Consider the following 13,140-nt stretch of genomic DNA (forward strand, 5'->3'; position numbering starts at 1 on the left):
CCAAGACTGTGGAGCCATTTTTCTCATGACGACTTCTCCCAAGACCCGTGCCGAGCGCGACACCTTCGGCCCGATCGACGTGCCGGCCGACAAGCTGTGGGGCGCGCAGACGCAGCGCTCGCTGCAGAACTTCGACATCTCCGGCGAGCAGCAGCCGCGCGAGATCATCAAGGCGCTGGCCCAGGTCAAGCGCGCGTCGGCCGTGGTCAACCACGCGCTGGGCCTGCAGGACGAGAAGAAGACGAACGCCATCGTGGCCGCGGCCGACGAGGTCATTGCCGGCAAGCACCCGGGCGAGTTCCCGCTCGTGGTCTGGCAGACCGGCTCGGGCACGCAGAGCAACATGAACGTCAACGAGGTGCTGGCCAACCGCGCCAGCGAACTGCTCGGCGGCGAGCGCGGGGAAGGGCGCCTGGTGCACCCGAACGACGACGTGAACCGCAGCCAGTCCAGCAACGACGTGTTCCCCACCGCCATGCACGTGGCGGCCGTGGAAGCCATCACGCACAAGCTGCTGCCCGCCATCGCCAAGCTGCGCGGTACGCTGGCGAAGAAGGCAGAAGACTTCGCCGACATCGTGAAGATCGGCCGCACCCACCTGCAGGACGCCACGCCGCTCACACTGGGCCAGGAATTCTCGGGCTACGTGGCGCAGCTGGCGCACGGCGAGGTGCATGTGCGCGCCGCGCTGCCGCACCTGTGCGAACTGGCGCTGGGCGGCACGGCCGTCGGCACCGGGCTCAACGCGCCCAAGGGCTACGCGGAGCAGGTCGCGGCCGAACTCGCGAAGCTCACGAACCTGCCGTTCGTCACGGCGCCGAACAAGTTCGAAGCCATGGCCAGCGTCGATGCGCTGGTGCATGCCCACGGCGCGCTCAAGACGCTCGCCGCCAGCATGAACAAGATCGCCAACGACGTGCGCTGGCTCGCGAGCGGCCCGCGCAGCGGCATCGGCGAGCTGAGCATTCCCGAGAACGAACCGGGCTCGTCGATCATGCCGGGCAAGGTCAACCCGACCCAGAGCGAGGCCGTCACGATGCTGGCCGCGCAGGTGTTCGGCAACGACGTGGCCATCAACATCGGCGGCGCCTCGGGCAACTTCGAGCTGAACGTGTTCCGCCCAATGGTGGCGCACAACTTCCTGCAGAGCGTGCGCCTGCTGGCCGACGGCATGGTGAGCTTCAACGACCACTGCGCCGTGGGCATCGAGCCGAACCGCGAACGCATCACGGAACTGGTGCAGCGTTCGCTGATGCTGGTGACGGCGCTGAACACGCACATCGGCTACGACAAGTCGGCCTACATCGCCAAGAAGGCGCACAAGGAAGGCACGAGCCTGCGCGAGGCGGCGATTGCGTCGGGGCACCTGACGGCCGAGCAGTTCGACCAGTGGGTGGTGCCGGAGAACATGACCGGTCGCTGATCCGCTCCGCAGCCCCAAAGAAAAAAGGACCCGCGAGGGTCCTTTTTCGTTGCCGGCCGAGCGATCAGTAGCCGATCGTGTAGCGCTGGCGCGAGTGCGCAGGCTTCTCGAGCTCGTCGATGAACGCGATCGCGTAGTCCTCGAACGTGATCCAGCTGCGGCCTTCGGCGCTCACCAGCAGCTCGTCCTTGCCGAGGCGGAACTTGCCGGTGCGCTCGCCTTCGACGAACTCGGCGGAGGGCGAGAGGAAGGTCCAGTCGAGGTCCTTCTCGTTGCGCAGCGCGTCCAGGAACACGCCGCCGGCCGTGGCTTCGGCGCGGTAGGCATCGGGGAAGTTCGGCGTGTCGATCACCTTCAGGCCGGGCGCTGCGAACAGGCTGCCGGCGCCGCCGACCACGAGCAGGCGCTTCACGCCCGCGCGCTTCACGGGCTCGATGACGGCCGCGGGCGGCACGGTGGCGAAATGCGCCGCGCTGAACACGGCGTCATGGCCGGCCACGGCCTTTTCGAGGGCGGCGGCGTCGAGCGCGTCGGCATCGACGGTCTTGACGTTGGCACGGCCGGCCAGCTTTGCGCTGGCATGGCGGGCGATGGCCGTCACGGTGTGGCCGCGGCGCAGCGCTTCTTCGAGAAGGCGACCGCCGGCACGTCCGGTGGCGCCGAGGATGGCGATGTGGCTCATGAGGGACTCCAGTCAAAAGTTGGGAAGGGGATGAACCGCATCTTAGGTTTCTGGTTTCGAAAGAAATACCTCGAATTCCGCGCTTCTTTATTCCTAAAATCGTTCGAATGGACCGATTGAACGCAATGCGGGTGTTCGTGACCGTGGTGGACGCGGGCAGCCTCTCGGCCGCGGCCGACAAGCTCGACCTGTCGCGCCCGGTGGTCACGCGCTACGTGGCCGAGCTGGAGCAATGGACCGGCGCACGCCTGCTGCACCGCACGACGCGCCGCCTGAGCCTTACGGCCGCTGGCGAAGAGTTGCTGCCGCGCTGCCGTCAGGTGCTCGAACTCGCGGGCGACATGCAGGCCGCGGTGCGCCATCCGGCCGAGGCGCCGAGCGGGCAGCTGCGCATCACCGCCAGCACCTCGTTCGCGCAGGCGCAGTTGGCCGGCGCGGTGGCCGACTACGTGCGGCGTTATCCGGGCGTGGCGGTGGACCTGGTGCTGCTCGATCGCGCGGTGAACCTGGTGGACGAGCGCATCGACCTCGCCATCCGCGTGTCGTCCGAGATCGATCCGAACCTCATCGCACGCCGGCTCTCGGTGTGCCGTTCGGTGGTCTGCGCGACACCCGATTACCTGAAGGCGCACGGCCAGCCGCAGCGCGTGGAAGAGCTGGCGCAGCGCAACTGCCTCACGCATTCGTATTTCGGCCGCAGCCTGTGGAACTTCACGCGCAAGGCCGACGGCCTGCCGGTCTCGGTGGCCGTGGCCGGCAACCTCTCGACCAACGACGCGGCCAGCCTGATGGCGCTGGCGCGGGCCGGGGCGGGCATCGCGATGCTGCCCACCTATCTGACGTCGGGGTTGCTGCAATCGGGCGAGCTGGTGTCGCTCTTTCCCGATCACGAGCCGCAGGTGCTGGGGGTGTACGCGGTGTACGCCTCGCGCAAGCACATGCCGTCTGCGCTGCGCACCTTGCTCGATTTCCTGGCCGAGCGCTTCACCGAAGTGCCGGCCTGGGATGCGGCTTAACTGGCCCTCAGTGGTGGGCGTTGGCGGCGGCCGCCTCGTTCATCAGCTTGTCGGTGTACGCGATGGCCATGGCCGAGAACAGGAACGCGATGTGGATCACGGTCTGCGCGATCAGCACCTTGTCGGTGTAGTTGTCCGCATTGATGAAGGTCTTGAGCAGGTGGATCGAGCTGATGCCGATGATGGCGGTGGCCAGCTTCACCTTGAGCACCGAGGCGTTCACGTGGCTCAGCCACTCGGGCTGGTCCTGGTGGCCTTCGAGGTCCATGCGACTCACGAAGGTCTCGTAGCCGCCCACGATCACCATGATCAGCAGGTTGGAGATCATCACCACGTCGATCAGTGCCAGCACCACCAGCATGATCACCGTCTCGTTGAGCGCGCCGACCGGGGCGGTGGTCTTGTAGCCGATGCTCGCGATCAGGGCCTGCAGCGCATCCTTGTTGCCGAAGGCGGCTTCGACCAGGTGCAGCAGCTCGACCAGGAAGTGCACCACGTACACGCCCTGCGCCACGATCAGCCCCAGGTACAGCGGCAGCTGCAGCCAGCGGCTCGCGAAGATGAGCCGGGGCAGTGGCTTCAGCGGGGAACTGCGTGCTGGTACGGGCGCGTTCCGGGCGTCGAAAGGATCGGGGGCGGACATGAAGTAAGAAGACAGATGTAAAAAGTCGGGCGATTCTAGAGGTCTCCCAGTGACGCACTCGTGATAACCCTGCGAACTAACATCGACCCCGTCAGTGGCCCGTAAGTGCGTGCCCCGACATTACGGCCGCATTCAATCAGGAGACAAGAGCATGAGCAGCGCATCGAAGAACATTGAATCCGTCCTGGTCGAGAACCGCGTGTTCCCGCCCGACGCCCGCGCCACCGAAGGCGCCCGCATTGCCGGCATGGCCGCCTACGAGGCGCTGTGCAAGGAAGCCGAACAGGACTTCGAAGGCTTCTGGACCCGCCTGGCCAAGGACAACCTCCAGTGGACGAAGCCCTTCACCCGCACCCTGGACGAATCGAAGGCGCCGTTCTACGAGTGGTTCGGCGACGGTGAGCTCAACGCCAGCGCCAACTGCCTGGACAAGCACATCGGCACCCCCGTCGAGAACAAGACCGCCATCGTCTTCGAAGCCGACGACGGCGCCGTCACCCGTGTCACCTACAAGGAACTGCTGGCCCGTGTGAGCCAGTTCGCCAACGCGCTCAAGGCGCAGGGCATCCGCAAGGGCGACCGCGTCATCATCTACATGCCGATGACCATCGAGGGCGTGGTCGCCATGCAGGCCTGCGCGCGCATCGGCGCCACCCACAGCGTGGTGTTCGGCGGCTTCTCGGCCAAGGCGCTGCAGGAACGCATCATCGACGCGGGCGCCGTGGCCGTCATCACCGCCAACTACCAGCTGCGCGGCGGCAAGGAACTGCCGCTGAAGGCCATCGTGGACGACGGCATCGCACTGGGCGGTTGCGACACGCTCAAGACCGTGCTCGTGTACGAGCGCACGCCCACCGCGTGGAACCGCGTCGAGGGCCGCGACAAGACCTTCACCGAAGCGCTGGCAGGGCAGAGCACCGAGTGCGCGCCCGTGCCGGTCAATGCCGAGCACCCGCTGTTCATCCTCTACACCTCGGGCTCCACCGGCAAGCCCAAGGGCGTGCAGCACGCCACCGGCGGCTACCTGCTGTGGGCCAAGCTCACGATGGACTGGACCTTCGACATCCGTCCCGAAGACCTGTTCTGGTGCACCGCCGACATCGGCTGGATCACCGGCCACACCTACGTCGCCTACGGCCCGCTCGCGGCCGGCGCCACGCAGGTCGTGTTCGAAGGCATCCCGACCTTCCCGCACGCGGGCCGCTTCTGGGAAATGATCCAGAAGCACAAGGTCTCGATCTTCTACACCGCGCCCACCGCGATCCGCTCGCTCATCAAGGCGGCCGAAGGCGACGAAAAAGTGCACCCGAAGAACTGGGACCTGACCAGCCTGCGCATCCTCGGCTCGGTCGGCGAGCCGATCAACCCCGAGGCGTGGATGTGGTACCACCGCAATATCGGCGGCGAGCGCTGCCCGATCGTCGACACCTTCTGGCAGACCGAGACCGGCGGCCACGTCATCACGCCGCTGCCGGGCGCCACGCCGCTGGTGCCGGGTTCGTGCACCTTGCCGCTGCCGGGCATCATGGCCGCCATCGTCGACGAGACCGGCAAGGACCTGCCCAACGGCGCGGGCGGCATGCTGGTCATCAAGCGGCCATGGCCCTCGATGATCCGCACCATCTGGAACGACCCCGAGCGCTTCAAGAAGAGCTACTTCCCCGAAGAGATGGGCGGCACGATCTACCTGGCCGGCGACGGCGCGGTGCGCAGCGCCGACCGCGGCTACTTCCGCATCACGGGCCGCATCGACGACGTGCTCAACGTGTCGGGCCACCGCCTGGGCACGATGGAAATCGAATCGGCGCTGGTGTCCAAGACCGACCTCGTGGCCGAAGCCGCGGTGGTGGGGCGTCCCGACGACGTGACCGGCGAGGCCGTGTGCGCCTTCGTCGTGCTCAAGCGCGCGCGCCCGACCGGCGAAGAGGCCAAGCAGATCGCCAACGAGCTGCGTGCCTGGGTCGCCAAGGAAATCGGCCCCATCGCCAAGCCCAAGGACATCCGCTTCGGCGACAACCTGCCCAAGACGCGCAGCGGCAAGATCATGCGGCGCCTGCTGCGCAGCATCGCCAAGGGCGAGGCGATCACGCAGGACACCTCGACGCTGGAGAACCCAGCGATCCTCGACCAGCTGTCCGAGACGAACTGACCCCCCCGGGATTGGCCGAATCCGGCCATTCCGGAACAGTTGTCACGAACGCGCTGTACAGAGGTGTAGGACATGGCCGTTTGTGCGGCCATGTGCACCAAAGCGGCCTCCTTGCTGAGGTAAAACCGATGTCGTCACCGCGTGCCACGACAGGCGCGCGGCTTTTGTCATCGTGATCGGTTGTTTGCAAGGAGGCGCCACATGGGCGTGAGATCCGCTTTTCTTTTTGTCATCGTGCTGCTCATCGCGGGGCTTGCCGCGCTGAACTGGGGCACGTTGTCGGCACCCACCGACGTGTGGCTGGGCTTCATGAGCGTGTCGGCGCCGCTGGGGCTGATCATGCTGGGGCTCACGGCCGTGCTCGCAGCCTTCTTCCTCGTGTACGTGCTGTACCTGCACAGCTCGGTGCTGCTGGAGACCAAGCGCCACACGAAGGAAATGCAGACCCAGCGCGACCTTGCCGACAAGGCCGAGGCCTCGCGCTTCACCGAGCTGCGCAACTTCCTGGAAGCACAGGAGAAGCAGCACATGTCGCACAACGCCGACCGGCACACGGCGCTGCTGGCGCGCATGGATCAGCTGGAAAGCGCGGTCAAGCTGCGTTCGGACCAGACCGACAACACGGTGGCGGCGCACATCGGGCAGCTCGAGGACCGCATCGAGCGCCGTCCGGTGCCCAGCGACATCAACCCGAGCATCTGAGCGGGCGCGCCGCTGCGCGCTTCGTTTTCCTGCCGATTACTTCGTCGACAACACCCAGGCCGCGAGCTTCTTCGCATCGGCTTCGCTGACCTGGTTGTTGGCCGGCATCGGCACCGGGCCCCACACGCCCGAGCCGCCCTTGATGATCTTGGTGGCCAGCGAGTTGGCTGCGCCCTTGTCGTCCTTGTACTTGGCCGCGATGTCCTTGAACGACGGCCCGAGCACCTTGCGTTCGACCGCGTGGCAGCTCATGCAGTTCTTCGACGTGGCAAGGGCCAGGTCGGCAAAGGCGGGCGCCGCGAGGCCGAGGCCCAGGGCTGCCATCAACATCGTTCTTTTCATGGGGACTGTTTTCGTAAGGGCTGAGTTACATTCGATCCAACGCGATTGTAGGTAGCGCGGTGCACACGCACCGGCGGCGATACCGACCAACTCGGAGGGTATTCGCGATGTGGTTTCTGCTCTTGGGCCTGCTCGGTGTAGCCCTCAAATATTTCGAAGTGGGCATGGTCGCCGGCTGGAGCTGGTGGGTCGTGCTGAGCCCGTTCGCGCTGGCGCTGGCCTGGTGGGCCTGGGCCGATTCGTCGGGCTATACCAAGCGCAAGGTCATCGAGCGCGAAGAGCGACGCAAGCAGGCGCGCATCGACCGCCAGAAGACCAACATGGGCCTGCGCACCAGCAACGGGCAACAGCGCCCGCGCCGCTGAACTCACGGCCCCGTCACCCGCGCCGCATGCCGACAGGACGCGCGCCATGGACGACGAAGCCGCCATCCACGCCTTGCTCGTCTTCGGGCTGTCGCTGCTGGTCGGGCCAGCCGTCGGTGCGCTGGTCGGTCGTTTCAAGACCTTTTTCTGGGGCGCCGGCATCGGCGCCTTGCTGATCGGCTGCGCCGGCTTGTACGGTGCGGTCACGGTGGGCTGGCAGCGCTACCAGTCGATCGCGGGCACGGCCAGCACGCAGGGCAGCCTGGTCGAGTTCGTGGAAGAGCGCAGCAAGGACAGCAAGGGCTACGTCACCACCACGCGCGCGCCCCTCGTCGAATACACCGCCGCCGACGGGCAGAAGCGCCGCGTCAAGGGGCTCGGCGGCAGCCTGTCGGACAAGGAGTGGGGCGATGCGGTCGAGGTGCGCTACAGCACCGCCGACCCGGCCCAGGCGCTGGTGGCCGACTTCCAGAACATGTGGGGCATCGTCTGGGGGCTCGGCCTCTTCGGCGGCTTTCCGACGATGTTCGGCCTGTTCTTCACCGGCATGGCGCTCAAGGAGGGCCGCAGGGGGCGGCCGGCGCCGGTGCGCGAGCCGACGCCCGCGCAGAAGAAATGGCGCACGCGCGGCACGGTGCTGGCGAACGTGGTGTTCCTGGCCGGCTTCGCGCTGGTGTTTCTCTATCCCGACGACAGTGCGATGAAGCAGTTCGGTGCGGGTTTTCTCACCATCGGCGCGGGGGCGCTGCTGCACTTCGTCGTGCAGAGCTTTCCCCCGGCGATGGATTTCGAAGCCCGGGCCATCTTCGCGATCGTCGGCCTGGGCTTTGCGGCCTTCGGCTACGGCGCGTGGATGATGGGCTGATGCCGTCTTAGAACTTGTCGAGCACCGCGCCCGAGCTCGCGCTCGAGGCGTTGAACGCGAACTTGGCCTGCACGCCGCGCGTGTAGCGCGGGGCCGGCGGCGTCCAGCCTTCGCGGCGCTTGGCGAGTTCGGCTTCGGGCACGTTGAGTTCGAGCTTCAGTTCGTGCGCGTCGATGGTGATCGAGTCGCCTTCGTTGACGAACGCGATGGTGCCGCCCGCCGCCGCTTCGGGCGCGACGTGGCCGACCACCATGCCCCAGGTGCCGCCCGAGAAGCGGCCGTCGGTGATGAGGCCGACGCTTTCGCCCAGGCCCGCGCCGATCAGCGCGCCCGTGGGGGCCAGCATTTCCGGCATGCCCGGGCCGCCCTTGGGGCCGAGGTAGCGCAGCACCATCACGTCGCCGGCGACGATCTTGCCGGCCAGGATGGCCTGCAATGCCGACTGCTCGTCGTCGAACACACGCGCCGGGCCGGTGATGACCGGGTTCTTCAGGCCGGTGATCTTGGCGACCGCGCCTTCGGGCGACAGGTTGCCCTTCAGGATGGCCAGGTGGCCTTCCTCGTACATCGGGTTGTCGATCGGGCGGATCACGTCCTGGTCGGCACGCGGCACGTCGGGCACGTCCTTGAGCACTTCCTCGATGGTCTGGCCGCTGATGGTGATGCAGTCGCCGTGCAGCAGGCCGGCCTTGAGCAGCACCTTCATGACCTGCGGAATGCCGCCGGCCTGGTGCAGGTCGACCGCGAGGTACTTGCCCGAGGGCTTCAGGTCGCAGATCACGGGCACCTTCTTGCGCATGCGCTCGAAGTCGTCGATGGACCACTCCACGCCAGCCGCGTGCGCGATGGCCAGGAAGTGCAGCACCGCGTTGGTCGAACCGCCGGTGGCCATGATGACTGCCACCGCGTTCTCGATGGCCTTCTTGGTCACGATGTCGCGCGGCTTCAGGTCTTTCTTGATGGCCTCGATCAGCACCTTGGCCGATTCCTTGGCCGAGTTGGCCTTTTCGTCGTGCGGGTTCGCCATGGTCGACGAGTAGGGCAGCGAGATGCCCAGCGCCTCGAACGCGCTCGACATCGTGTTGGCCGTGTACATGCCGCCGCACGAGCCCGTGCCGGGAATGGCACGCTTCTCGATCTCGTGCAGGTCTTCGTCGCTCATGTTGCCGGCGGCGTTCTGGCCCACGGCTTCGAACACGCTGACGATGTTCAGGTCCTGGCCCTTGTAGCGGCCCGGCAGGATGGTGCCGCCGTAGACGTAGATGGCGGGCACATTGGCGCGCAGCATGCCCATGAGGCCGCCGGGCATGTTCTTGTCGCAACCGCCGACCACCAGCACGCCGTCCATCCACTGGCCGCCGACGCAGGTCTCGATGCAGTCGGAGATGACCTCGCGGCTCACCAGCGAGTACTTCATGCCTTCGGTGCCCATGGCCATGCCGTCGGAGATGGTGGGCGTGCCGAACACCTGCGCGTTGCCGCCGGCTTCCTCGATGCCCGCGATGGCCGCGTCGGCCAGCTTCTGCAGGCCCGAGTTGCAGGGTGTGATGGTGCTGTGGCCGTTGGCGACGCCGACCATCGGCTTCTTGAAGTCGCCTTCCTCGTAGCCCATGGCGTAGAACATCGAGCGGTTGGGGGCGCGGCTCTTGCCTTCGGTGATGTTCGCGCTGCGGCGGTTGATCTGGATGGTCTTGGTGTCCATGGTGTCTCTTCTGTCGTGGGGAGATCGTGAGGGGAGCGCCAAGTATCGGACTTCTGATTGATTGGTTCCAATCCAATTTGAAGCTTGGATTGATATGCTTGGCATATGAATGAAGCCCTCATCGACCTGCGCGCCTGGCGCCAGTTCGTGGCCGTGGCCGAAGAGCTGCACTTCGGCCGCGCCGCCCTGCGCCTGCACATGACGCAGCCGCCGGTCACGCAGGCCATCGCCCAGCTCGAGAAAACGCTGGGCGTGGTGCTGTTCGACCGCACGCGCCGCCGCGTGGCGCTCACGCCGGCCGGCGAGGCGCTGCTGCCCGATGTGCGCGAGCTGCTGGCGCGCGCCCAGGCGCTGCCGGCGCGGGCGCGCGCGGCGGCGGCGGGGCAGGTGGGGCGCGTGCGCATCGCCTTCGTCTCGACGGTCGGCTTTGAACAGCTGCCGGCCTGGGTGCGCGAGTTCCGCGTGCTGTGCCCCGAGGTGGCGCTGGAGCTGGTCGAGGCCACCGGCGACGTGCAGCTCGAGGCCTTCGCGCGCGGCGAGATCGACGCCGGCCTGATGCTGCATTCGCCGGGCGCCGCGCCGCCGGGGCTGGCCTGCCTGCCGGTCGAGGTGGAGCCGCTGGTGCTCGCATTGCCCGCGCAGCACCGGCTGGCCGAGGCGCGGCCGGTGCCGCTGGCCGAGGTGCTGGACGAGCCGCTGGTGATCTTTCCGCGCCGCATCGTGCCCTCGCTGCACGACGCGATCTTCGACCTGTACCACGCGGCCGGGCGCACGCCGCAGGTGGCGCAGGAAGCGATCCAGATGCAGACCATCGTCAACCTCGTGTCGGGCGGCATCGGCGCGGCCTGGGTGCCGCACAGCGTGATGCAGTTCCGGCGCGCGGGCGTGGTCTACCGGCAGGTCCACGAGTTCAAGGGTGTGGGGCGCCGGCGCGTGACGTTGCCGGTGTGCGAGACCAGCCTCGTGTGGCCCGCGCAAGCCTCGCATCCGGCGCTGGCGCGCTTCGTGGCCTTCGTGCGCGAGCGGGCGGGGCGCGTGCCGGCGTAAGACTCAGACGCTGCGCGAAGCCCGGCCGGCGGGCGAGGGCACATCGAGCGAGGCCGCCAGCAGGGCGTCGAGCCATCCCGCGAAGGCCTGCACCCGCCGCGACAGATTGCGCCGGTGCGGGTAGACGAGGTGCACCGGCAGCGGCTCGGCGCGCGCGTCGGGCAGCACTTCCACCAGCTCGCCGGCCGCGAGGTGCTCGCGCACGTCGTAGGCCGGGATCTGGATCAGCCCCAGCCCTGCCAGCGCGCAGGCGACGTAGGTCTCGGCGTTGTTCGCCGCCACCTGGCTGCGCAGGCGCAGCACCTGGGTCTCGCCGTCGCGCACTTGCCATTCCCACGGTGCGGCCCGGCCGCTGGTCGGCGAGGCGTAGTTGACCGCCATGTGCTGCGGCAGGTCGGCCGGCGTGCGCGGCGTGCCGTGGCGCGCGAGGTAGGCGGGGCTGGCGCAGTTGATGAGCGTGAAATGCCCCAGCGGCCGGGCCACGAGGCTGCTGCTGGCGAGCGGGCCGACGCGCAGGGCGCAGTCCACGCCTTCGAGCACGAGGTCGACCGCGCGGTCGCTGGAGCCCAGCTCGAGCTCGACCGCCGGGTGGCGTGCAAAGAAATCGGGCAGCGCAGGCGCGATCAGCAGGCGTGCGATGCGGCTGGGCACGTCGACCTTGAGCCGGCCGCTCACGCTGCTGTGCGCGGGCTGGAACTGCTGCTCCATGTCTTCCATGTCGGCCACCAGCGCGCGGGCCCGCTCGAGCAGCACCTCGCCGTCGGGCGTGAGGCCCACGCGGCGCGTGGTGCGGTGCAGCAGGCGCGAACCCAGGCGGGCCTCGAGCTGCTGGATGGCGGTCGAGATGGTGGCGCGCGGCAGGGCCAGCCGGTCGGCGGCGCGCGTGAAGCTGCCGGTTTCGGCCACGCGCAGGAAGACCTGGAGGAGTTCGATGCGGTCCATGGCGGCGAGGCTGATTGTTCGTTGTTTTCAGAACAGTCTAGCCTTGAATGAGTGATTTATCTGTAACTTGGCGATCAATAGACTGGCGGCTCGTCACACATCCCGTCCCGGGTCTTTCACTCACGCAGAGGAATCCATCCATGTCCGCACGCACGCTCACGAACAAGGTCGCCGTCATCGCCGGCGGTGGCAAGAACCTCGGTGCCCTCATCGCCCACCAGCTGGTCGACGGCGGCGCCCGCGGCATCGCCATCCACTACAACAGCGACGGCTCGCGCGCCGAGGCCGAACAGACGGCCGCCGCGCTGAAGGCCAAAGGTGCCGACACGCTGCTGGTGCAGGGCGATCTCGCCGTGGTCGAGAACAACGTGAAGCTGTTCGACCAGGCCGTGAAGCACTTCGGTCAGGTCGACCTGGCGATCAACACGGCGGGCGTGGTGATCAAGAAGCCGATCCTGGACATCACCGAAGCCGACTACGACAAGAGCTTCGACGCCAATGCCAAGGCGGCTTTCTTCTTCATCCAGCAGGCCGGCCGCACGCTGGCCGACGGCGGCAGCATCGTGACGCTGGTGAGCTCGCTGCTGGCGGCCTACACGCCGTTCTATGCGATCTACCCGGCGGCCAAGGCGGCGGTGGAGCACTACACGCGCGCGGCCTCCAAGGAGTTCGGCGACCGCGGCATCTCGGTGAACGCCATCGGCCCGGGCCCGATGGACACGCCGTTCTTCTACGGCCAGGAAAGCCCCGAGGCCGTGGCGTACCACAGCAGCGCCGCCGCGCTCAGCAAGTACTCGAAGAAGGGCCTCACCGACATCGAGGATATCGCGCCCATCGTGCGCTTCCTGGTCACCGAAGGCTGGTGGATCACGGGCCAGACCATCTTCGCCAACGGTGGCTACACCACGCGCTGAAGCGCCGATATCCGGCAAGATGCGACCAGGAGGACAACGCAGATGCACACAGTCATGGTGATGGGGGGCGGCTTCGCGCTGCTGGTGGTGTTTCTTCTGGGCGGCCGCTTCATGGGCGACGGCTCGTCGATGGCGCTGGCCGCGGCGGCCAAGTGGTTCATTCCGGCGTGGTTCGTCGGCGCGGGCATCAACATGGCCGTGGGCGTGCTCAAGGCCGGGTACTCGGTGGCCGAGGAGCTGCCGATCTTCCTGTTCATCTTCGCGGTGCCGGCCCTGGTGGCGGGGTTGCTGTGGTGGAAGTTCGGGCGCTGACATTGCCCTGAATGCCCCCGTGGCGGCGGCGTCATT

General features: G+C 67.4%; 14 protein-coding genes. 9 read left to right on the top strand and 5 right to left on the bottom strand.

Annotated features, from left to right (window positions below; all coding sequences use genetic code 11):
* Positions 1-25 precede the first annotated feature (25 nt).
* Positions 26-1,423, top strand: coding sequence for a class II fumarate hydratase (fumC, locus tag AC3WQR_RS12235; protein ID WP_492742201.1), 1,398 nt, complete (start codon positions 26-28; stop codon positions 1,421-1,423).
* A 64-nt stretch (positions 1,424-1,487) separates the two neighbouring features.
* On the opposite strand, the gene AC3WQR_RS12240 is transcribed toward fumC, so the two are convergent.
* On the bottom strand, positions 1,488-2,105 hold the full coding sequence (locus AC3WQR_RS12240) for an NAD(P)-dependent oxidoreductase (RefSeq protein ID WP_159271968.1): 618 nt from the start codon (positions 2,103-2,105) through the stop codon (positions 1,488-1,490).
* A 107-nt stretch (positions 2,106-2,212) separates the two neighbouring features.
* Between AC3WQR_RS12240 and AC3WQR_RS12245 the strand changes: the two genes are divergently transcribed.
* Complete coding sequence (locus AC3WQR_RS12245) at positions 2,213-3,121, top strand: LysR family transcriptional regulator (protein WP_159277143.1); 909 nt, start codon at positions 2,213-2,215, stop codon at positions 3,119-3,121.
* Positions 3,122-3,128: 7 nt separating this feature from the next.
* Here AC3WQR_RS12245 and AC3WQR_RS12250 read toward each other — a convergent pair whose 3' ends face one another.
* The gene (locus AC3WQR_RS12250) at positions 3,129-3,764 is read right to left on the bottom strand and encodes a YqhA family protein (protein WP_062475803.1); all 636 of its coding nucleotides are present in this window, start codon (positions 3,762-3,764) and stop codon (positions 3,129-3,131) included.
* A 151-nt stretch (positions 3,765-3,915) separates the two neighbouring features.
* Here AC3WQR_RS12250 and acs point away from each other — a divergent pair, with 151 nt between their 5' ends.
* Together acs and AC3WQR_RS12260 are read left to right on the top strand one after the other, a co-directional pair.
* The gene (acs, locus tag AC3WQR_RS12255; RefSeq protein ID WP_159271966.1) at positions 3,916-5,913 is read left to right on the top strand and encodes an acetate--CoA ligase; all 1,998 of its coding nucleotides are present in this window, start codon (positions 3,916-3,918) and stop codon (positions 5,911-5,913) included.
* A gap of 201 nt (positions 5,914-6,114) precedes the next feature.
* Positions 6,115-6,615 (top strand): hypothetical protein, encoded by a 501-nt coding sequence (locus AC3WQR_RS12260; protein WP_062482638.1) that lies wholly within the window; start codon positions 6,115-6,117, stop codon positions 6,613-6,615.
* Positions 6,616-6,651: 36 nt separating this feature from the next.
* Here AC3WQR_RS12260 and AC3WQR_RS12265 read toward each other — a convergent pair whose 3' ends face one another.
* Entirely contained in the window at positions 6,652-6,957 is a 306-nt protein-coding gene (locus AC3WQR_RS12265; protein ID WP_095745089.1) for a c-type cytochrome, read from the bottom strand.
* A 107-nt stretch (positions 6,958-7,064) separates the two neighbouring features.
* On the opposite strand from AC3WQR_RS12265, the gene AC3WQR_RS12270 reads away from it, so the two are divergent.
* Both AC3WQR_RS12270 and AC3WQR_RS12275 read left to right on the top strand, forming a co-directional pair.
* Positions 7,065-7,322, top strand: a complete 258-nt coding sequence (locus tag AC3WQR_RS12270) for a TIGR04438 family Trp-rich protein (RefSeq protein WP_492742203.1) — start codon at positions 7,065-7,067, stop codon at positions 7,320-7,322.
* Positions 7,323-7,368: 46 nt separating this feature from the next.
* Positions 7,369-8,187 carry a DUF3592 domain-containing protein gene (locus AC3WQR_RS12275; protein ID WP_492742204.1) on the top strand — a complete coding sequence of 273 codons (819 nt, stop codon included), beginning with the start codon at positions 7,369-7,371 and terminating at the stop codon, positions 8,185-8,187.
* A gap of 7 nt (positions 8,188-8,194) precedes the next feature.
* On the opposite strand, the gene ilvD is transcribed toward AC3WQR_RS12275, so the two are convergent.
* Positions 8,195-9,889, bottom strand: coding sequence for a dihydroxy-acid dehydratase (gene ilvD / locus AC3WQR_RS12280; protein WP_369632648.1), 1,695 nt, complete (start codon positions 9,887-9,889; stop codon positions 8,195-8,197).
* A gap of 105 nt (positions 9,890-9,994) precedes the next feature.
* Between ilvD and AC3WQR_RS12285 the strand changes: the two genes are divergently transcribed.
* The gene (locus AC3WQR_RS12285; protein ID WP_101492949.1) at positions 9,995-10,936 is read left to right on the top strand and encodes a LysR family transcriptional regulator; all 942 of its coding nucleotides are present in this window, start codon (positions 9,995-9,997) and stop codon (positions 10,934-10,936) included.
* 3 nt (positions 10,937-10,939) lie between these two features.
* Here AC3WQR_RS12285 and AC3WQR_RS12290 read toward each other — a convergent pair whose 3' ends face one another.
* Positions 10,940-11,878, bottom strand: a complete 939-nt coding sequence (locus AC3WQR_RS12290) for a LysR family transcriptional regulator (protein ID WP_492742206.1) — start codon at positions 11,876-11,878, stop codon at positions 10,940-10,942.
* 140 nt (positions 11,879-12,018) lie between these two features.
* Between AC3WQR_RS12290 and AC3WQR_RS12295 the strand changes: the two genes are divergently transcribed.
* Positions 12,019-12,792 carry an SDR family oxidoreductase gene (locus AC3WQR_RS12295; RefSeq protein ID WP_070060483.1) on the top strand — a complete coding sequence of 258 codons (774 nt, stop codon included), beginning with the start codon at positions 12,019-12,021 and terminating at the stop codon, positions 12,790-12,792.
* A gap of 42 nt (positions 12,793-12,834) precedes the next feature.
* A complete protein-coding gene (locus AC3WQR_RS12300; RefSeq protein WP_492742207.1) occupies positions 12,835-13,104 on the top strand; it encodes a hypothetical protein in 270 nt (89 codons plus the stop codon).
* Positions 13,105-13,140 lie beyond the last annotated feature (36 nt).

This window comes from Variovorax sp. FW305-3-2-15-B-LB1 (assembly GCF_058787635.1).